The 19448-nt window shown below is 48.5% G+C and carries 17 protein-coding genes, 3 tRNA genes and 1 pseudogene; 11 read left to right on the forward strand and 10 right to left on the reverse strand.

The features are described 5' to 3' along the window. Positions 1–188 precede the first annotated feature (188 nt). The 3 genes from TW89_RS08635 to TW89_RS08645 all read right to left on the reverse strand — a co-directional run bounded on the left by TW89_RS08635 (position 189) and on the right by TW89_RS08645 (position 2747). On the reverse strand, positions 189–2414 hold the full coding sequence (locus TW89_RS08635) for a DNA internalization-related competence protein ComEC/Rec2 (protein ID WP_128581166.1): 2226 nt from the start codon (positions 2412–2414) through the stop codon (positions 189–191). 169 nt (positions 2415–2583) lie between these two features. Continuing rightward, a tRNA-Glu gene (locus tag TW89_RS08640) sits at positions 2584–2658 on the reverse strand. Between the two features lie 12 nt (positions 2659–2670). After that, a tRNA-Arg gene (locus TW89_RS08645) sits at positions 2671–2747 on the reverse strand. A gap of 115 nt (positions 2748–2862) precedes the next feature. Between TW89_RS08645 and TW89_RS08650 the strand changes: the two are divergent. Further along, positions 2863–4253 (forward strand): annotated as a pseudogene (locus tag TW89_RS08650) (exonuclease domain-containing protein). Positions 4254–4451: 198 nt separating this feature from the next. Further along, on the forward strand, positions 4452–5243 hold the full coding sequence (locus TW89_RS08655) for a Cof-type HAD-IIB family hydrolase (RefSeq protein ID WP_128581167.1): 792 nt from the start codon (positions 4452–4454) through the stop codon (positions 5241–5243). Positions 5244–5309: 66 nt separating this feature from the next. On the opposite strand, the gene TW89_RS08660 is transcribed toward TW89_RS08655, so the two are convergent. From TW89_RS08660 to TW89_RS08675, 4 genes are all read right to left on the reverse strand, one after another. Next, positions 5310–5516: a DUF2788 domain-containing protein gene (locus TW89_RS08660; RefSeq protein WP_003747401.1), complete on the reverse strand. Its 207-nt coding sequence runs from the start codon at positions 5514–5516 to the stop codon at positions 5310–5312. Positions 5517–5604: 88 nt separating this feature from the next. Continuing rightward, the gene (gene metZ, locus TW89_RS08665) at positions 5605–6774 is read right to left on the reverse strand and encodes an O-succinylhomoserine sulfhydrylase (protein ID WP_070615385.1); all 1170 of its coding nucleotides are present in this window, start codon (positions 6772–6774) and stop codon (positions 5605–5607) included. A 143-nt stretch (positions 6775–6917) separates the two neighbouring features. Continuing rightward, positions 6918–7478 carry a DUF3465 domain-containing protein gene (locus tag TW89_RS08670; RefSeq protein ID WP_128581168.1) on the reverse strand — a complete coding sequence of 187 codons (561 nt, stop codon included), beginning with the start codon at positions 7476–7478 and terminating at the stop codon, positions 6918–6920. Positions 7479–7599: 121 nt separating this feature from the next. Beyond that, on the reverse strand, positions 7600–8400 hold the full coding sequence (locus tag TW89_RS08675; protein ID WP_128581169.1) for a hypothetical protein: 801 nt from the start codon (positions 8398–8400) through the stop codon (positions 7600–7602). Between the two features lie 166 nt (positions 8401–8566). Between TW89_RS08675 and TW89_RS08680 the strand changes: the two genes are divergently transcribed. From TW89_RS08680 to TW89_RS08690, 3 genes are all read left to right on the forward strand, one after another. Further along, the gene (locus TW89_RS08680; protein WP_070588139.1) at positions 8567–8818 is read left to right on the forward strand and encodes an NGO1151 family protein; all 252 of its coding nucleotides are present in this window, start codon (positions 8567–8569) and stop codon (positions 8816–8818) included. 76 nt (positions 8819–8894) lie between these two features. After that, positions 8895–9698 (forward strand): basic amino acid ABC transporter substrate-binding protein, encoded by an 804-nt coding sequence (locus TW89_RS08685; RefSeq protein ID WP_070461637.1) that lies wholly within the window; start codon positions 8895–8897, stop codon positions 9696–9698. Positions 9699–9827: 129 nt separating this feature from the next. Further along, positions 9828–10067 (forward strand): putative hemolysin, encoded by a 240-nt coding sequence (locus TW89_RS08690; RefSeq protein ID WP_128581170.1) that lies wholly within the window; start codon positions 9828–9830, stop codon positions 10065–10067. Between the two features lie 66 nt (positions 10068–10133). On the opposite strand, the gene serS is transcribed toward TW89_RS08690, so the two are convergent. Together serS and TW89_RS08700 are read right to left on the reverse strand one after the other, a co-directional pair. Further along, on the reverse strand, positions 10134–11429 hold the full coding sequence (serS, locus tag TW89_RS08695; protein ID WP_128581171.1) for a serine--tRNA ligase: 1296 nt from the start codon (positions 11427–11429) through the stop codon (positions 10134–10136). Between the two features lie 124 nt (positions 11430–11553). Further along, a tRNA-Glu gene (locus TW89_RS08700) sits at positions 11554–11629 on the reverse strand. Positions 11630–11762: 133 nt separating this feature from the next. Here TW89_RS08700 and TW89_RS08705 point away from each other — a divergent pair. The 4 genes from TW89_RS08705 (at position 11763) to dcd (ending at position 14669) form a co-directional block, all read left to right on the forward strand. After that, a complete protein-coding gene (locus TW89_RS08705) occupies positions 11763–12662 on the forward strand; it encodes a recombination-associated protein RdgC (RefSeq protein ID WP_128581172.1) in 900 nt (299 codons plus the stop codon). A gap of 78 nt (positions 12663–12740) precedes the next feature. After that, positions 12741–13523: an ADP-ribosylglycohydrolase family protein gene (locus TW89_RS08710; RefSeq protein WP_128581173.1), complete on the forward strand. Its 783-nt coding sequence runs from the start codon at positions 12741–12743 to the stop codon at positions 13521–13523. Positions 13524–13545: 22 nt separating this feature from the next. After that, positions 13546–13977: a hypothetical protein gene (locus tag TW89_RS08715; protein ID WP_128581174.1), complete on the forward strand. Its 432-nt coding sequence runs from the start codon at positions 13546–13548 to the stop codon at positions 13975–13977. Between the two features lie 125 nt (positions 13978–14102). Beyond that, positions 14103–14669: a dCTP deaminase gene (gene dcd / locus TW89_RS08720; protein ID WP_003680541.1), complete on the forward strand. Its 567-nt coding sequence runs from the start codon at positions 14103–14105 to the stop codon at positions 14667–14669. A gap of 55 nt (positions 14670–14724) precedes the next feature. On the opposite strand, the gene ppsR is transcribed toward dcd, so the two are convergent. Then, positions 14725–15546, reverse strand: coding sequence for a posphoenolpyruvate synthetase regulatory kinase/phosphorylase PpsR (ppsR, locus tag TW89_RS08725; RefSeq protein WP_004520520.1), 822 nt, complete (start codon positions 15544–15546; stop codon positions 14725–14727). 416 nt (positions 15547–15962) lie between these two features. Between ppsR and ppsA the strand changes: the two genes are divergently transcribed. Next, positions 15963–18347 (forward strand): phosphoenolpyruvate synthase, encoded by a 2385-nt coding sequence (ppsA, locus tag TW89_RS08730; protein WP_128581175.1) that lies wholly within the window; start codon positions 15963–15965, stop codon positions 18345–18347. A gap of 270 nt (positions 18348–18617) precedes the next feature. After that, entirely contained in the window at positions 18618–19322 is a 705-nt protein-coding gene (locus tag TW89_RS08735) for a peptidoglycan DD-metalloendopeptidase family protein (RefSeq protein WP_128581176.1), read from the forward strand. Positions 19323–19448 lie beyond the last annotated feature (126 nt).

The following is a 19448-nucleotide window of genomic DNA, read 5'->3' on the forward strand; positions in this document are numbered from 1 at the left end:
ACTAATAACTTTGTGATTATTACCCTATTTTAAACTGCCTATTTTTTCATCACGATTAATTTATTCTTTATTATCAAATATCAAACCAAACTATCCACAATTGGATTCACACAAAATTTGGATAATGCCCGTCAATAAAAAATATTAAGACCGTCTGAAAAAGTCTTTCAGACGGCCTTTTAGCCTTTTTACTCAAACGGTTTCTTCTGCCAATAAAACTTATCCTTTTTCAGACGGCCTTGAAATATATCGCCCTGTCCCAAAGCAAACACCAACGCGCCTGAAAAATCCGTTCTCAACAAAGTAATGCCGTGCGCGCGGACACGATTTTGTACGGCAACGGTCGGATGTTTGTAGGCATTGGCATAGCCGCTGGATGCCACGGCATATTGCGGCGAAACCGTATGCAGAAAGCTGCCTGACGAAGCCGTGCTGCTGCCGTGATGTCCCAATACCAACACTTGGCTATATAGCGCATTGCCGTATTTTTCAATCAAACCGGCCTCGCCCTTTACACCCAAATCGCCAGTTATCAACAAGGCTTTGCCGTTTGTCACGACACGCAATACGCAGCTTTGATCATTATCTTCCTTGCCCGTATTTTCAGACGGCCTGAGCAACTCAAAATCTACGCCGTCCCATTGCCATTTGTCTTCTTGGCAAAACTCTGCATTCGGATAAAACTCAGGTTGTCCGGCAAGCAATTTATCGGTACCGACAGCCGCCACACTTTGAAAACCGCCATCATGGTCAATATCATGGTGCGACAAAATCAGGCTGTCCAAACGGCGCACGCCCATCGCGTTCAAACTCGGCACAATACCTGTTTGCGCCACTTGCTCCGTTCCCGTATCAAACAAAAGATTGCGGTTACGCGTTTGTATCAACACCGACAAACCTTGTCCTGCATCCATCACCGTAACTCTTGCCACCCCTTCCTCCAACTTGGCAGGACGGTAAAACACAAAACCCAATAAAACCAGACATGCCCAAGGTTTCAAGCCCATTCCTTTAGGCAGCAATAACAGCAAAGCCGCCATCATCGCCAACACCAGCAAAGGCACAGGCGCCGTTGCGACGGCAAATTCAGGCGATACCGTAGCCAGCCATACCAAACCGCGTAAAGTATATTCCGCCAAAAATGCCGCTACCAACTGGACAAGCTCAAACGGAAAAACCGAACCCAGCAAAGCCAACGGTGTCAACACCCAAGAAAACCAAGGAATAGCCAGCGCATTAACCAACGGACTGAGCAAAGGTAACGAAGCAAACAAATAGCCCAGCAATACCACCGACAATATAGTTGCCGCCCATTGCCCCCGTACAGCCAAATGCCAGCCCGACTCTTTCAGACGGCCTGATGAAGCCCAAATCAAAGCAGCAACCAAGCCGAAAGACAACCAAGTTCCCACGCCCAATACAGCCAACGGGTCCAACAACAAAACAACAGCCAAAGCCTGCCACCACGCCGTCCAGCCCGAGCCGCCACTGCCGCGCCACCATGCCCACGCAAACGCAGCCAACATCAACACACTGCGTTGCGTCGGTACGGAAAAACCGGCCAAAAGCGCATAAAACAAAGCACCGGCAACACCACCAGCCAATATCCACACACGCGGTTGCGCCGGAATCCACGGCAAATAACGAAAAATTCGCTTAATCAGCCAGGCAAACAATACCGCCACCATCGTCACATGCAAGCCCGAAATACTGACCAAGTGCGTCAGTCCCAAAGGCCGGAATGCCTGCCACAAAGGTGGCCGCAACGCCGATTGCTCGCCAATACTCAAAGCACGCATCAGCCCTATGCCGTCTGAAAACTCAGGATATTTGTCCGCCGTTCTCTGCCAACTCCGGCTTACCGCATCACGCATATTAGCCAAACCGAAACCGCCGCCTTGCCGCACGAGTTTCCTGTCGCGCCCCAAAGTACCCATGCCATCGATACCATTGGCTAAAGCCCATGTTTCACGGTTCAAACCGCGCACATTCACCTCACCGATTACCGGCCTTACCCGCGCCGATACAGACCACCTGCTGCCCACCGCCCAATCACGCCGCTGATAATCCGACAACATCAAATCAAAAGCCTGCCCACGCTCATCCCAAGCCCTTGCCGCAAACTGCACGCGCCGACCATCATCACGCGGCATATCCGCCACTTCAACCGTCAAAACTTTAGCCGTCACCTCCCCTACAGGCCATTGACCGGCCAACACCAGCCCGGTCCGCCACACACCAAACGCCATGCCCATACAGACGGCCAGCACCAACCAAGCCACAGCAAATCTTCGATACAACGCAAGCGCGCCAATGATTACAGACAACCAAGCCCACCATGGCGGCACAAACGGCAACGCAAACGAAAGCACTACACCCACCACCCAAGCAGGCAACACAAACCGCCACGCCATGAACGTTTTCCCTTAAATTATGATTATTAGATATGTAATAATAAATGCTTTTAGTAGATTATGACAAATGCCAACCTGCATTAGCAGATAAAAAGAGAGGTTCAAATCATTTCAAAACCGATAAATGCAAAAAAGCGCAATCTGAAACAGATTGCGCTTTTTTATAAACTGGCACGCCCACGGGGAATCGAACCCCGGTTACCGCCGTGAAAGGGCGATGTCCTAACCGCTAGACGATGGGCGCGGAGATTTTCTGTGGCGCACCCGGAGCGATTCGAACGCCCGACCCTCTGGTTCGTAGCCAGATACTCTATCCAACTGAGCTACGGGTGCATCAAGAAAGATTTGAATTATAAAGAGAGGGCTGTTTACTGTCAAGCGTTTTATTTGGAAAACTTGCAGACAGCGTGTAAAATGCGCATTTGCTATTGAATTTACAGAGAATAAAATGTCAGATTTCGCACGCTGGCCGCTCTTATCCGAAGCATTTTCCCGTTTGGGACGGCCTGTGGTCGTGGTGGATTTGGAGACGACCGGTGGAAATTTCTATCAAGACAGGATAACGGAAGTCGCCCTTGTTCGTTTTGAGCAAGGACGCGCCACATATTACGAGCAATTGGTCAATCCTTGCCGCAGCATTCCCGAATTCGTTGCCAGACTGACCGGAATTCATGATGAAACGGTGAAAAACGCGCCTGTCTTTGCCGATATTGCAGGCGATTTGTTGCCGCTATTGCAAGGTGCTGTGGTTGTTGCCCACAACAGCCGCTTTGACTACACCTTCCTGCGTCACGAGTTTGCCCGTATCCATACTGACTTTGCCGCACCCTCGCTCTGTACGGTTCAACTGTCACGCCGCCTGTATCCTGAGTTTTACAAACACAGCCTCGACAGCATTATCGAACGCACCGGCATTCAGACGGCCAACCGCCACCGCGCCATGACCGATGTTGCCGCATTGTGTGATTATCTCGAATTAAGTCTGGCAGAAAAAAATCATCAACAATGGGACGAACATGTCCGTGTATTGATGAATCCGAAAATGTTGCCTACTTGGCTGCCTGATTCGCTTGCCCAGCAACTCTATGCCCTACCCGACAGTTACGGCGTATTGGTTTGGTTTGATCATTTCGGCAAAGCCCAAGCCATTGAAGCACACGAACGCACATACAGTGAAACCGCCACCCTGCTGCACAGCAAGAAACTGCCGCCGTACATCAAAGCCGCAGCCTCCATCCGTTTTATTCCGGCAGTCGGGCAGCTCCATACATTATGGCTCAAAGCCCAGACCATGCAGGAATACCAACTGATGCCGTCTGAAAAGTCCACATCGTTTTCTACCGTCCGCTTTATCGCGGACGAACACGGCAGCCTTCAAGCACGCATTGTCTTGTTAAACAGCGGCACCAGAAACTGGCGCCCATACGGTTTGTTTGCCCACAAAAAAGCAGCCAAACGTGCCTTGACGCAATGGTCGCAAGAACACAGGCTCTGCCCAGATTCGCTCAATATTTTGCCGACCAGCTACGCAAAGGGCGAACCCTGCCCCGTTGAGGCTGTCGGAAAATGCAACGGCAACTGTCGCCAGCCAAACGGCATCAAACATCAAAACCAACGCATTACCGAGCTGGCCGCCCTACTCCCTGTAACCGATTGGGGTAAAGCGCACGAAATTGAAATTACCGAAACCGACCCCCTGACCGGAAACAGCATTACCCTGCACTGCGCCGGCGGCGCGTTGGCTTTGCCTGATGGAAGCTGGTATTTCGACAGCAGCCTGCCTATCGTGATTAAAAACAATTCAGGCAAGACAAAGAAAATATCCGTTTGATTGCTTAAAACAAGGCCGTCTGAAAACCAAATTTTCAGACGGCCTGATGTGGATAACTTGCCGCTTTATTCTCAAAACAAAAAACTGTCTAAATTTTAATCATAGCTTATTTTTATAATAGCAATCAAATACTAAACCAATTTATACACAAGCTGTTCACACAATTTTCAATGAAAGCTGTGTATACCCAGCACAACGAGTAAATCATGAACAACCCTGAAATCATCTTCTTTGACATCGACGACACCCTCTACCGCAAATACACGGATACCCTGCGTCCTTCGGTTGCCCAAGCCATGCGCGCATTAAAAGCCAAAGGCATTTTGACTGCCATTGCCACCGGCCGTCCGGAAGCCGCCATTCCCGCCAAAGTCAAAGCCTTGATTCAAGAATGCGGTATCGACATGCTCGTTACCATCAACGGCCAATATATTTCCTTTCGCGGCAAACCCCTGCAAAGCTACCCATTGGACATTGCCGACATCGAAACCGCCATCAACCTGCTTGAACAACACAAAATAGACTACGCATTCGTCAACAACCAAGAAATTGCCGTTTCCTCCCATTCGCCGCGCGTTGTCGAAGGCTTATCGCATATCCTGCCCAACTTTTTAACCGACAAAGAATATTTCCGCAAACAACCTGTTTATCAAATGTTGGTCTTTGTGGATAAGGAAGAAGAAAAAATCCTGCACCCACTAACCCAGCAACAAGGCTTCAAATCCGTCCGCTGGCATGAATATGCTGTGGACCTGTTGCGCAAAGAAGGTTCAAAAGCACGTGGCATCGCCCACGCAGTGGAAAAACTGGGGATCGATATGAGCAAAGTGATGGCATTCGGCGACAGCTTCAACGACTTGGAAATGCTGTCAACCGTCGGCTTTGGCGTTGCCATGGGCAATGGCGAAGAAGTTGCCAAAGCTGCCGCACAATTCGTCTGCCCAAGTGTCGATGAAGATGGCGTCTTGCGCGGCTTGCAAGAATTGGGCGTAATTTAAATTTCAAATCAAAAGGCCATCTGAACATTTTTTCAGACGGCCTTGTTCTATCTATAAACTTTCTGCTTACTTTGGCAATACCAAAAAGCTAATCAGCAACTCTTTAAATACGAATCCAAACACACCCAAGCCCAAAACCAAGAAGAGCATGGCAATGCCGAATTTGCCGGCTTTGGATTCTTTACCCAAGTTCCAAACGATAAAGCCCAAAAAGATAATCAGGCCGGTGAGGAGGATTTTCATTGCCCACGAGGCGAATTCTGCTTCAGACATTATTTTTTCCTTTTATTCTTAAGATGTGTGTTTAATTGCTTTCAGACGGCCTATTAAAATTTAAGGCCGTCTGAAATTTGTTTTTAGATTATTTGTTCAATGCTTGTTGCAAATCATCAATCAAATCGTCGATGTGTTCCAAACCGACAGAGAGGCGGATCAAGCCCGGGCGGATATTCGCGGCGAGTTTTTCTTCAGGCTGCATCCGACCGTGCGTGGTTGTCCACGGATGGGTGATGGTCGAGCGCACATCGCCGAGGTTGGCAGTACGGGAGAAAAGCTCCACGCCGTCCACGACTTTCCATGCTGCTTCTTGGTCGGCGACTTCAAAGCCGATGACGATGCCGCCACCGTTTTGTTGCTTGCGGATAAGCTCTGCCTGAGGATGGTCGGGCAAACCGGTGTAGTACACAGCTTGGACTTGCGGCTGTTGTTGCAGCCATTGGGCGATTTTTAACGCATTGTCAAACTGTTTTTCCATACGCAGCGACAGGGTTTCCACGCCGCTCAACAACTGCCATGCGTTAAACGGAGACATCGCCAAACCGCAAGAGTTGCAATATATGGCAACTTGCGTCATCAGCTCTTCCGAACCGGCCAATACGCCGCCCATCACGCGGCCGTGGCCGTCGATGGCTTTGGTTGCGGAAGAAACGGAAATATCCGCACCGTGTTTCAAAGGCTGCGAACCGACGGGCGACAAGAGGCTGTTGTCCACCACCAAAAGCGCGCCGATGCTGTGCGCCAGTTCAGCCAGCGCTTCCAAATCGGCAACTTCGCCCAATGGGTTGGACGGAGTTTCCAAGAAAAACAGTTTGGTATTGGGCTTGATGGCCGCTTTCCATTCATCTACATCAACCGGCGATACATGGCTGACTTCGATGCCGAACTTGGTAACGATGTTGTTGATGAAACCGACGGTCGTGCCGAACAGGCTGCGGCTGGAAACAACGTGGTCGCCTGCTTGCAAGAAGGTAAAAAACGCTGCCTGAATTGCAGACATACCGGTCGAAGTGGCTACCGCGCGTTCCGCGCCTTCCAATGCGGCAATGCGTTTTTCAAAAGCGGCAGTAGTCGGGTTGGCTGTACGGGTATAGGTAAAGCCTTTAATTTTTTTGGAAAACAAATCTGCCGCATGTTGCGCGCTTTCCCACATGAAGCTACTGGTCAAAAACAGCGCCTGATTGTGTTCGCGATATTCGGTCTGCTCTTTGCCGCCCCGGATGGCCAGCGTTTGCGGATGAAGTTTTTTGTTCATTTATTCTCCAATCTACTGTGTATTCCAATGGACGGAACAATATTTTCCGTCTGTTTAACTTGTTAACATTTTGCGCCGATTTCTACCATCTTTCAAGCCGAAGGCCGTGTTTCGGGCCGTCTGAAAAAACAGGAAAACCGTTTTTACTGATAAAGGCGGCCATCGTGTTTCAACCAGCCGTCAGTATGCCGACCTGATGGGTCATGATGCGTCCAATGGATAACGCCGCCCTGCTCCGACCATTCATATTCGCCGTAAAACGCTACTTTATCACCTTTTTTCAAGCCTTTGATTTTGTCGGCCAAATCGATATTGTGTGCTAATAAAAGCGTTTGACCGCTGGAAAGCTTCAAGATAAAGCGTTGATGGCGCGTGCCTTTGTTGTCATCCGACAGGGTTTTCCATACCGTGCCTTCGCCCTCAACCTGAATATCGCTTTGCTCATTTTCAAACGCCTGTTTCAAAACCGCTTCGGCTGATTCTTTACCCGAACCTATTTGCTGCTGAGCCGCATCGGTATTCTTTTTGCCCGCATTATTTTGTTTTTGAACAGCTTCTATTTTCTGCTGATTCTGCGATTGTACCGGCTGCTTGTTTTGCATTTTGTTATAGGCAAATACGGCAACCAAAGCAATCAGCAATACAATGATTTTGTTTTTATTCATAACAATCTCAAAAAAAATGCCCGATTCTGCATCGGGCATATCAACTATTTAGAAAGGATATTTATCACGAAAACGTGAGCCGCTATTATACACGCTTCGCAAAATTTTAAGGGAATTTTACGCCGAAGGCCGTCTGAAACTTTTCAGACGGCCAGGATACTCAACGGCGGTATTTCATTTCAGTCTTCATATCGTCCAAAATACGTTTGACGTTGTGTTCCAATACATCCTCCACCAAACCCGGCGCCTGCTCGTTGAGCATTTGCTGCAACTGATAAGTGAACAAGGCCATTTGTTTTTGCACGGTAATCCGAATCATGCCGTTGACTGCATCGGCCACATGGGGGCGCAAACGCTTAATCAGGCGCTCGGTCAAATCTTTTTCAGAAACGCAGAATACTTCCCGACGGCCAATCGCTTGCGGGTTCAATACATTGATATGGACATTGATGGCCGGTTCTTTTTCAAGGCCGTCTGAAACCGCCTCTTCAGCCGCTTCCGCATCATCATTTTCCGGTTTTTCAGTTTCTTCCACTTCAGGCGCATCAAAATCTACGGCACCTGATTTCGGATTCAGTCTGACGGTGCGCGTTGATTCGATATGACGCTCTGAAGCCGCGGCCTGCAATGCCGATTGCGCGCTCAACCAGTTGTCCTGCAAAACCACCATCGCATCGGTTTCCACTGCTTCGCCATCGTCGGCCAAGGCAGTATTGTGTTCCAACTGCCAACGGTACAAATACTCTTCCAATACTTTTTCACGATTGCCTGCATCCAATTTATATTCTTTTTTAGACGTGGTTTTAGACACGGCATCGACAGCGTCGTCCGATTTTTTGACCAATGGCGCATGAGTCGGCGCGGTATTGAATTGTCGTGCCTGACGCAATCTTTCCAGGCGTTTTTCCCAATTCAGGTCTTCTTCCTCGAGGGTTGCGGGGTCAAGACGGTTGTTTTCCATAATAATCTCTTTTTTTCATTTTTATTGTGAACCGCATTCAAACCTAAAATCACTTGACATACGGCCGATGGTTGGACATATCCGGCAAGCCGGCGCAAGCGTCACATTTTAATATTAATTCACTATATAATCACTATTTTATTTAATATACCCTCAAGGATACATCATGAGCAGTATCGAACAACGCCTCGAATACTTGGAAGAAGCCAACGACGTTTTGCGTATGCAAAACCACGTCCTCGCCACCGCCCTCAAAGGCCTTATCCGCTCCCTGCCCTCCGACATGGCCAACGATGCCGTAGAATCCATCCAGCTTGCCTTTGAAGACGCGTTGGCGGAATTGAGCTATGAAGACAGCCCGCACACCGACCTCTTCCATGACGTAACCTACGCATTTTTCCGAGAAAAAGACCACTGATTTCGGCTAGTTTGTTCACAAAATTATGCTAAACTAAGATTTTATCCGTTAACATTTTATTAAGAAAGCACATATCATGAACATGAAAAAATGGCTGGCCACTGCCCTCGCTTGTTCCGCCCTTGCCCTGACTGCCTGCGGCGGTCAAAGCAACAATGCCTCTGCTCCTGCCGATAAAGTGTACCGTGTCGGCTCCAATGCCGAGTTTGCCCCATTTGAATCTTTGGATTCTGCCGGCAAAGTAGAAGGTTTTGACGTAGATTTGATGGATGCCATGGCCAAAGCCGGCAACTTCAAAGTCGAATTCAAACACCAGCCTTGGGAAAGCCTCTTCCCTTCTCTGAACAACGGCGACGTGGACATCGTAATGTCCGGCGTAACCATCACTGACGACCGCAAACAAAGCATGCTCTTCAGCGATCCATACTTTGAAATCACCCAAGTTGTCCTCGTTCCAAAAGGCAAAAAAGTGGCTTCTTCCGAAGACCTGAAAAACATGGCCAAAGTCGGCGTAGTAACCGGCTACACCGGCGACTTCTCTGTTTCCAAACTCTTGGGCAACGACAATCCGAAAATCGCCCGCTTTGAAAGCGTTCCCCTGATTATCAAAGAATTGGAAAACGGCGGTTTGGATTCTGTAGTCAGCGACAGCGCGGTTATTGCCAACTATGTGAAAAACAACCCGACCAAAGGCTTGGATTTCATCTCCCTGCCTGACTTCACCATCGAAAACTACGGTATCGCTGCACGCAAAGGCGACGAAGCCACCATTAAAATGTTGAACGATGCACTGAAAAAAGTACGCGAAAGTGGCGAATACGACAAAATTTACGCCAAATACTTTGCTAAAGAAGGCGAAAAAGCCGAAGCAGCCAAATAATCTGGTTTGACTTCCTAAACTAAAGGCCGTCTGAAAACTTTTCAGACGGCCTTTAATCTGGTTAACTCAATTAAACGCAATCATCCCCTATAATCCGCTTGTTTTTATCTTTCAAATGAAAGACACGCCATGATCAAACCCATCATCCTCAGCCTCGCTGCCGCAACCGCTTTGGCCGCCTGCTCCGCTTCTGAAAAACAAGAATCTCCTAACGTCGGCGTGGCCAATCCGGCTTCCGAATTCTGCGTCAAACAAGGCGGCAAATCCGAAATCAAAAAAGATAAAAACGGTGGCGAATACGGCGTGTGCCACTTACCTGACGGTAAAGTCGTTGAAGAATGGGAATATTTCCGTCAACACAACAAATAATTACTCAATCATAGAAAAGGCCGTCTGAACCCAAGTTTCAGACGGCCTTTTTCTTTTAAACAGCGATTATTTTACTTCCAATTTGGTCACACCACCCATATATGGTTGCAACGCAGCAGGAACATTAATGCTGCCGTCGGCATTTTGATGGTTTTCCAATACCGCCACCAAAGTACGGCCGACAGCCAAGCCTGAGCCGTTCAAAGTATGTACCAAACGGTTTTTACCGTTTTCATCTTTGAAACGCGCTTTCATGCGGCGAGCTTGGAAATCTTCGCAGTTGGAGCAGCTGGAAATTTCGCGGTAAGTATTTTGCGCAGGAACCCAAACTTCCAAGTCATAGGTTTTGGTTGCGCCAAAACCCATGTCGCCGGTACACAAAGTGATCACGCGGTATGGCAGTTCCAACGCTTTCAAAATATTTTCAGCGTGTCCAACCATTTCTTCCAGCGCTTCGTATGATTTTTCCGGATGAACGATTTGCACCATTTCCACTTTGTCGAATTGGTGCTGGCGAATCAAACCACGCACGTCTTTACCGTATGCTCCTGCTTCGGAGCGGAAACATGGGGAATGCGCAGTCAATTTCAACGGCAAGTCGCTGCCGGCCACGATGCTGTCGGCAACAGTATTGGTCAGCGTCACTTCGGCGGTCGGAATCAGATATTGCGTTTTTTTGCTCTCATCACCGCCGCGGGTAACGTGGAACAAATCTTCTGCAAATTTAGGCAGCTGGCCCGTACCTTGTAGGGTCAGATCATCCACGATGTAAGGCGTGTAATGTTCGGTATAGCCGTGTTTTAGCGTGTGCGTGTCCAGCATGAACTGAGCCAAAGCGCGATGCAGACGGGCGATTTGGCCTTTCATCACGGTAAAGCGCGCGCCGGAAAGTTTCGCACCGCCTTCGAAATCCAAGCCCAAAGGCTCGCCCAAATCAACATGGTCTTTGATTTCAAAGTCAAATTCGCGCGGTGTGCCAACTTTGCGGACCTCAACGTTTTCAGTTTCATCTTTACCGGCAGGTACGCTTTCGTGCGGCAGGTTCGGAATGGTCAACAACCATGCGTCCAATTCCTTCTGAACGGCATCCAAATCAGCGGCAGCCTGCTCCAAATCCACTTTGATTTGAGCAACCTGATCCATTGCAGCTTGAGCCTCTTCGTGTTTGCCCTGTCCTTTCAACGCGCCGATTTGTTTGGAAATACTGTTGCGTGAAGCCTGCAACTCTTCTGTTTTCACTTGAACGGCTTTGCGTTGCTCTTCCAAAGCGTTGAAACGCGCGGTATCAAACTCATAACCGCGCTGCGCCAAACGTTCGGCGACGGCTGCGGTATTGCTGCGGAGCAATTGGATGTCTAACATTGTTTTCTCTCGTTAAGATTCAGAATGGCATTATTGTAAACCAATTTAAAGATATTTTCACAGCGACAGGCCGTCTGAAAACAAAAAACGCCCCTACAAAAGTAGGAGCGTTTTTTAAGAATTTTGGCACGCCCACGGGGATTCGAACCCCGGTTGCCGCCGTGAAAGGGCAGTGTCCTAGGCCTCTAGACGATGGGCGCGTAACCGAAGCGCGAACTATACAGAAAGCCTTTTCTTCTGTCAACGCCTTTACTGCTTTTTTAAAGGTGCTGCCGATTTCCGTATGTTATTTTCCCTGTATAATGCCGGTTTTAATAAAAAGGAAAACTCGCCATGTGGTTTAAGCAAATCAGTTTTTATCCGCTCAATAAAGACAAATTGCCCGAATTGGAAGTCCTTGCCGACAAATTGGCGCAATCCGAATTTGCCCATTGTCAGGGTTTGGACTGGTTTAGCGAAGGCTTTGCCACGCCGGTTTCCTTTTCGCCCGAGCTGGTTTTCCCTGCCGATTACACTTGGCGTGTGGCCCTGAAAAAAGAAGAAAAAGTTCTGCCTGCCGGCGTCATCCGCGATATTTTGGATGAAAAGGTTTTGGAAATCCAAAACAACGAAGCGCGCAATGTCGGCCGCAAGGAAAAACAAGAACTGAAAGAACAGATTACTGACGACCTGCTGCCTCGTGCCTTTACGCGCAGCAGCCGCACACAGGCGATTTTCGACACGCACCACGGGTATCTTTTGGTCAACAATGCCGCATCTGCCAAAGCGGAAAATATCCTGACCAAACTGCGCGAAGCCTTGGGCGGTTTGGAAGCAGCCCTGCCCAACACCAAACAATCGCCCTCCTCCCTGATGACCAGCTGGCTGCTGCAAGGCCACTGTGAAGGCGGTTTTGAATTGGACAGCGATTGCGAGCTCAAAGGCGTAGGCGATGTTGTCCCGGTCGTCAAAGTTTCCAAACAAGACCTGACCGCCGATGAAGTGGTACAACACGTCAAAAACGGCAAAACCGTTACCCAACTCGGCTTGGTATGGCGCGAACAAATTGCGTTCATCCTCACCCAAGACTTTACGCTCAAACGCATCCAGTATCTGGACGTGTTGCAAGAAGAAGCCGAAAGCAACGGCGACGATGCCGCCAGCCTCGCCTTTGCCTCGCAAATCCTGATGACCGAAGCCATCAGCACCATGTTGGAAGAACTGGTTTCTTATTTGGGCGGCTGGCAAGAATAATTTTTCAGACGGCCTTTTGATTGGGAAATATCAAAGGCCGTCTGAAATATAAATAGAAGTATCAGAAAGGATGTTATGATGTTGGGCGCAGTCATCGGCGATATTGCCGGATCACGATTCGAGTTTGACAACTACCGTCACACCGATTTTGACATTTTCAGCCCCGACAGCGACTTTACCGATGATACGATTTGCACTGTTGCCATTGCCGATTGGGTTTTACAAGGCTGCAACGATCATTTGGCCTCTATTTTACAAGGCTGGTGTAGGGCATATCCCTGTCCGAAAGGCGCATATGGCGGCCGCTTCTCACAATGGATAGAATGGAAAGATCCAGAACCTTATAATAGCTGGGGCAACGGCTCGGCCATGCGTGTTTCTGCCGTTGGTTGGACATTTGCCACATTGGAAGAAACCCTGCATTTTGCCGAACAATCCGCTATCGTAACGCACAACCACCCGGAAGGCATTAAAGGTGCACAAGCCGTAGCCGCCGCCATCTTTTGGGCGCGTACCGGTATGGGCAAAGCGCAAATCAAAGAAAACATTACACGACAATTCGGCTACAACTTGAGCCAAAGTTGCGACCAAATCCGCCCGCATTATCATTTCAACGAAAGCTGTCAGGAAACCGTACCTCAAGCAGTTACCGCCTTTCTTGAAAGCGATGATTTTGAACACGCCATCCGACTGGCGGTTTCCCTGGGCGGAGACAGCGATACCTTGGCGGCCATTGCCGGCAGCATTGCCGAAGCCTACTACGGCATCCCTGCATCCATGCGCGAACACGCTTTAGCCATATTGCCACGCCGTATTGCTGAAACCCTGCTGACTTTTGAATCCCAATATCAGGCCGTCTGAAACTGCCTGCAAAAAGGAATGAATGATGAAATACCTCGCCCTACTTCCCGTCGCCTTCATGCTGGGTACGCCTGCCATTGCCGAAACCATCAATCCTTATCAGGAAAAAGGTTGCATTTACGATGGCGATGTCGGCAAAGACGGCAAACCATCTGGCAAAGGCACATGGAAATGCCAAGACGGCCGCAGCTATGTCGGAGCCTTTAAAGACGGCAAATTTGACGGCAAAGGCGTATATACCGTTTCCAGCAACAGCGAAACCTTTATCGAACCTTTCTCCTCCAACAGCGCCAAATTACGCAATATGACGCTGGAGGGTGTGTTCAAAAAAGGCAGGGCGCACGGAAACTTTACCGCCTCCCAAAACGGCACACCAGTCTTCATCATGAAATGCGAAGACGGTATGATTAAAGAAGTCAAACTGCCTAAGAAATCTGCTTCCAAAACCAAATAAACAGCCTTTCAGATGGCCTTATCTATATTTTAGGCGGTCTGAAACATCAATTAACAAGCCCGCCTAAAGGCTGTCGTGTTGATTTTAAAGAATTTCCAAACAACCCTTACCCCAGGACAACCACCATGAGCATTAAATCCGACAAATGGATACGCCGCATGGCCGAAGAACACGGCATGATTGAGCCGTTCGAGCCCAACCAAATCAAAGAGGCCAACGGCCAACGCATCATTTCCTACGGCACATCCAGCTACGGCTACGACATCCGTTGTGCTAATGAATTTAAAATCTTCACCAACATCAACAGCACCATCGTTGACCCGAAAAACTTCGACCCGAAAAACTTCGTTACAGTCGAAGACGACTGCTGCATCATTCCGCCCAACTCCTTTGCTTTGGCTCGCACAGTCGAATATTTCCGCATCCCGCGCAACGTCCTGACCGTCTGCTTAGGTAAATCCACTTACGCACGCTGCGGCATCATCGTCAACGTTACCCCGTTCGAGCCAGAGTGGGAAGGCTACGTTACACTTGAGTTTTCCAACACCACCCCCCTGCCTGCCAAAATCTATGCAGGCGAAGGAGTGGCTCAAGTTTTATTCTTTGAAAGCGATGAAGTCTGCGAAACTTCATACAAAGACCGCAACGGCAAATACATGGGACAAACCGGTGTTACCCTGCCAAAAACCTAATGTACAAAATAAAAAAAGGCCGTCTGAAGTTTCAGACGGCCTTTTATCATTTCATTTAGAAACGGCGTTTCAGCTTGCAAGCCTGCAAGATATGAACGGCGAGTTCTTCCACAGATTTATCCGTTGTATTGGTAAACGGCACTCCGTGGCGTTTGAACATATTTTGCGCATCGGCAATCTCGCTGCGGCAAGTATCGATTTTGGCATAGGTCGAATTAGGACGGCGTTCCTGACGGATAGCCTGCAAACGCTCGGGCTGAATGGTCAAGCCAAACAGCTTGTCTTTATAAGGTTTGACCATACGCGGCAAATCGGTCGATTCCAAGTCATCGGGAATCAATGGATAGTTTGCAGCGCGGATACCGTATTGCAGAGCCAAATAAAGACAGGTTGGCGTTTTGCCGGAACGGGACACGCCCATCAAAATTACATCCGCTTCCTGCAGGTTTTTATCACTGACACCGTCATCATGATTCAGTGAAAAATTGACCGCCTCCATACGCGCATCATAGCGTTGGGTATTGCCGATACTGTGGTGCCCCTGCTGGGCGGCAACCGCCTCCGTATTGAGTTCCTTTTCCAAAAGACCGAGAAAGGTTTCAAAGAAATTAATATGGAACGCATTGGCTTTCTTGATGATTTCACGGATTTCGTCATTGACCACACTGACAAAAGCAATCGGGCGCACGCCGAATTTTTCAGCTGATTGGTTGACTTTGTCTACAACAGCACGCGCTTTTTCAGGCGTATCGATAAACGGATAGGTATGGCGTTTGAACTCAACATTGCCAAATTGGTTCAGCAAGGCTTCACCGATATTTTCAGCGGTCAGGCCGGTTCGGTCGGAAATATAGAAGACTTGGCGTGGATCAGTCATAATGAATCCTCTTGAGGGTAACGTTTCAGACGGCAATCATAGCAGTTACAGCCTTTGCAATAAAGCGATTCCCGACAGATTACACAGGATTACAACAAATTTGAACAATTTTTAAATTGGCACAAAATTTTATTTTTTGCTATTTTGTAGAATTTTATTCTAAAATTGCAAAATAAATCTTGTTTATTAAATTTATTAACTTATTTTGTTTTCCATATTTAACAAGAAGATAACACGTAAAAACATGAATCTGATATTCACATTTCAGAAGGCTACACGCCTGAAAAGCACAATATCACAGACGAATTTGTGATTTTTAAAAAGATAAAACACATGACAGCCATCAAACGAATGGCTACAATAAGCAGGCGGATTTGTTTCTTTTTTAACATTTTTGGATTGGATTGGACACACAAATGGCCGAAAACTACGTTATTTGGTTTGAAAACCTGCGTATGACTGACGTTGAGCGAGTGGGCGGTAAAAATGCCTCTTTGGGCGAAATGATCAGCCAACTGACTGAAAAAGGCGTGCGCGTTCCCGGCGGTTTTGCAACCACAGCCGAAGCTTATCGTGCTTTCCTGGCTCACAATGGTCTGAGCGAGCGTATTTCCGAAGCCCTGAAACAACTGGATGTTGAAGACGTTGCCGAGTTGGCGCGCGTGGGTAAAGAAATCCGTCAATGGATTTTGGATACCCCGTTCCCTGAGCAGCTGGATGCTGAAATCGAAACAGCTTGGAACAAAATGGTTGCCGATGCCGGCGGTGCGGACATTTCCGTTGCCGTACGTTCTTCCGCAACAGCAGAAGACTTGCCGGACGCTTCTTTTGCCGGCCAACAAGAAACCTTCCTGAATATCAACGGCTTGGATAACGTTAAAGAAGCAATGCACCATGTATTCGCTTCCCTGTACAACGACCGTGCCATTTCTTACCGTGTCCACAAAGGCTTCGAACACGACATCGTTGCCCTTTCTGCCGGCGTACAACGCATGGTGCGCTCTGACAGCGGTGCCTCCGGTGTGATGTTCACCATCGATACCGAATCCGGTTACGACCAAGTCGTTTTCGTTACCTCTTCTTACGGCTTGGGCGAAAACGTCGTACAAGGCGCGGTAAACCCTGACGAATTCTATGTATTCAAACCTACTTTGAAAGCAGGCAAACCGGCTATCCTGCGCAAAACCATGGGTTCGAAACAAATCAAAATGATCTTTACCGATAAAGCCGAAGCCGGTAAATCTGTAACCAACGTTGATGTACCTGCAGAAGACCGTCAACGCTTCTCTATTACCGACGCCGAAGTAACCGAGTTGGCTCATTACGCGCTGACCATCGAAAAACACTACGGCCGCCCAATGGACATCGAATGGGGCCGCGACGGTTTGGACGGCAAACTCTACATCCTGCAAGCCCGTCCTGAGACCGTTAAATCCCAAGAAGGCAGCAGCCGCAACCTGCGCCGCTTCTCTATCAACGGCGAAAAAGTTGTCTTGTGCGAAGGCCGTGCCATCGGTCAAAAAGTCGGCCAAGGCAAAGTACGCCTGGTGAAAGATGCTTCCGAGATGGATTCCGTTGAAGCAGGCGACGTACTCGTTACCGACATGACCGACCCGGATTGGGAACCGGTGATGAAACGTGCTTCTGCCATCGTGACCAACCGTGGCGGCCGTACCTGCCACGCAGCGATTATCGCGCGTGAATTGGGTATTCCGGCTGTTGTAGGTTGTGGCGATGCTACCGATCTGCTTTCAGACGGCCAAGAAGTTACCGTATCTTGTGCCGAAGGCGATACCGGCTTCATCTACTCCGGCCTGCTGGACGTACAAGTTACCGATGTTGCTTTGGACAACATGCCTAAAGCCCCTGTCAAAGTGATGATGAACGTTGGTAACCCTGAATTGGCATTCAGCTTCGCCAACCTGCCTAGCGAAGGTATCGGCTTGGCGCGTATGGAATTCATCATCAACCGTCAAATCGGTATCCACCCTAAAGCCTTGTTGGAATTTGACAAACAAGACGACGAGTTGAAAGCTGAAATTACCCGCCGCATCGCCGGCTACGCTTCTCCTGTTGACTTCTATGTCGATAAAATCGCGGAAGGTGTGGCAACTTTGGCTGCTTCGGTTTATCCACGCAAAACCATCGTTCGTATGTCTGACTTCAAATCCAACGAGTACGCTAACTTGGTGGGTGGCAGCATCTACGAACCTCACGAAGAAAACCCAATGTTGGGCTTCCGTGGTGCAGCGCGTTATGTAGCCGATAACTTTAAAGACTGCTTCGCACTCGAGTGTAAAGCCTTGAAACGCGTTCGCGATGAAATGGGTTTGACCAACGTCGAAATCATGATTCCATTCGTTCGTACTTTGGGTGAAGCAGAAGCTGTTGTTAAAGCCCTGAAAGAAAACGGTTTGGAACGCGGCAAAAACGGCCTGCGCCTGATCATGATGTGCGAGTTGCCAAGCAACGCCGTATTGGCAGAACAATTCCTGCAATACTTCGACGGCTTCTCCATTGGCTCTAACGACATGACCCAGCTGACCCTCGGCCTCGACCGTGACAGCGGTTTGGTATCTGATTCCTTCGACGAGCGTAACCCTGCCGTTAAAGTGATGTTGCACTTGGCAATCTCTGCTTGCCGCAAACAAAACAAATACGTCGGTATTTGCGGTCAAGGCCCATCAGACCATCCGGACTTCGCCAAATGGCTGGTTGAAGAAGGTATCGAGAGCGTATCGCTCAACCCTGATACCGTGATTGAAACTTGGCTGTATCTGGCTAACGAATTGAACAAATAAGTTCGATGAGACAAAAATCCCCTGCCCGTTTATCCCGGCAGGGGATTTTTATTGCCTTATTCAATGCCGTCTGAAAAAACTTTCACTTTCTTTTACCTTTTCAAAAAAGTTCCTTTGCATCAAAAAGATATAAAAATATTCTGCCATACCCACAAATTCTCAATGGTACTATATTGCCTTTCCGCATTTTATCCCATGCCTTTTGAGTGAACCTTTTTTCACTCTTCTTATCTATCATACACAGCATAACGATACATTTAGAAACAACCCATGAATACAAATTTTATTTCCACCTTTCAGACGGCCTTAAAACGTCTGGTCCTCATCAGCACCATTGCCGTCTTAGCAGCCTGCGCCGGTAACAATACCTCTTCCAACCGCGCCGTACCTGACGGCTACTACAAAATCCGCCCTGGCGATACCCTGACCCAAATCGCCAAACGCTACGGACAAAATGTCAACACACTGGTTGCCTGGAATAACCTACCCAACGCCTCACAAATCGAAGTCGGCCAAGTATTGCGCGTCCGCCGTCATGTTGCCTCCCGCAATACTGCTACGCAGCAACGCCAAGCAACCGCCGTTACCCCGATCAACAGATTGAACCTGCAATGGCCGACCGATAACGCTTCATCCTCCATTATCCAACGCTACAACGGCACAACCAGCAAAGGCATAGATATTGCAGGGACACAAGGCCAACAAATCCGTTCTGCCGCAGCCGGTACCGTTATCTACGTTGGCGAAGAAGTCCGCGGTTACGGCAAGCTGATTTTGATCAGCCACAATGAATACACCATTACCGCCTACGCCCATAACGACACGCTTTTGGTACAAAAAGATCAAAAAGTCCAAGCAGGCCAAGTTATCGCCACCATGGGCAGCAGCGATTCAGACAGCGTCAAACTGCATTTTGAAGTTCGTCTAAACGGCAAAGCAGTCGATCCCCTGCCTTATTTGACCAGAACAAATTAATACCTCAATTAAAAGGCCGTCTGAAATAACTTTATTTCAGACGGCCTTTTGATTATCTTGCTATAACAGCTATTTCAACAAAATCTTTTCCTATTTAACTTATGTTGATTGAGTGTAAACACCGTT

This window comes from Neisseria flavescens (genome assembly GCF_001618065.1).
GTDB classification, from domain to species: domain Bacteria; phylum Pseudomonadota; class Gammaproteobacteria; order Burkholderiales; family Neisseriaceae; genus Neisseria; species Neisseria flavescens_A.

Bases quoted from the DNA above. Each gene is read 5' to 3' on its own strand.
- TW89_RS08635 (WP_128581166.1), bottom strand. From the start codon at position 2,414: ATGGCGTGGCGGTTTGTGTTGCCTGCTTGGGTGGTGGGTGTAGTGCTT.
- TW89_RS08655 (WP_128581167.1), top strand. From the start codon at position 4,452: ATGAACAACCCTGAAATCATCTTCTTTGACATCGACGACACCCTCTAC.
- TW89_RS08660 (WP_003747401.1), bottom strand. From the start codon at position 5,516: ATGTCTGAAGCAGAATTCGCCTCGTGGGCAATGAAAATCCTCCTCACC.
- metZ (WP_070615385.1), bottom strand. From the start codon at position 6,774: ATGAACAAAAAACTTCATCCGCAAACGCTGGCCATCCGGGGCGGCAAA.
- TW89_RS08670 (WP_128581168.1), bottom strand. From the start codon at position 7,478: ATGCCCGATGCAGAATCGGGCATTTTTTTTGAGATTGTTATGAATAAA.
- TW89_RS08675 (WP_128581169.1), bottom strand. From the start codon at position 8,400: ATGGAAAACAACCGTCTTGACCCCGCAACCCTCGAGGAAGAAGACCTG.
- TW89_RS08680 (WP_070588139.1), top strand. From the start codon at position 8,567: ATGAGCAGTATCGAACAACGCCTCGAATACTTGGAAGAAGCCAACGAC.
- TW89_RS08685 (WP_070461637.1), top strand. From the start codon at position 8,895: ATGAACATGAAAAAATGGCTGGCCACTGCCCTCGCTTGTTCCGCCCTT.
- TW89_RS08690 (WP_128581170.1), top strand. From the start codon at position 9,828: ATGATCAAACCCATCATCCTCAGCCTCGCTGCCGCAACCGCTTTGGCC.
- serS (WP_128581171.1), bottom strand. From the start codon at position 11,429: ATGTTAGACATCCAATTGCTCCGCAGCAATACCGCAGCCGTCGCCGAA.
- TW89_RS08705 (WP_128581172.1), top strand. From the start codon at position 11,763: ATGTGGTTTAAGCAAATCAGTTTTTATCCGCTCAATAAAGACAAATTG.
- TW89_RS08710 (WP_128581173.1), top strand. From the start codon at position 12,741: ATGTTGGGCGCAGTCATCGGCGATATTGCCGGATCACGATTCGAGTTT.
- TW89_RS08715 (WP_128581174.1), top strand. From the start codon at position 13,546: ATGATGAAATACCTCGCCCTACTTCCCGTCGCCTTCATGCTGGGTACG.
- dcd (WP_003680541.1), top strand. From the start codon at position 14,103: ATGAGCATTAAATCCGACAAATGGATACGCCGCATGGCCGAAGAACAC.
- ppsR (WP_004520520.1), bottom strand. From the start codon at position 15,546: ATGACTGATCCACGCCAAGTCTTCTATATTTCCGACCGAACCGGCCTG.
- ppsA (WP_128581175.1), top strand. From the start codon at position 15,963: ATGGCCGAAAACTACGTTATTTGGTTTGAAAACCTGCGTATGACTGAC.
- TW89_RS08735 (WP_128581176.1), top strand. From the start codon at position 18,618: ATGAATACAAATTTTATTTCCACCTTTCAGACGGCCTTAAAACGTCTG.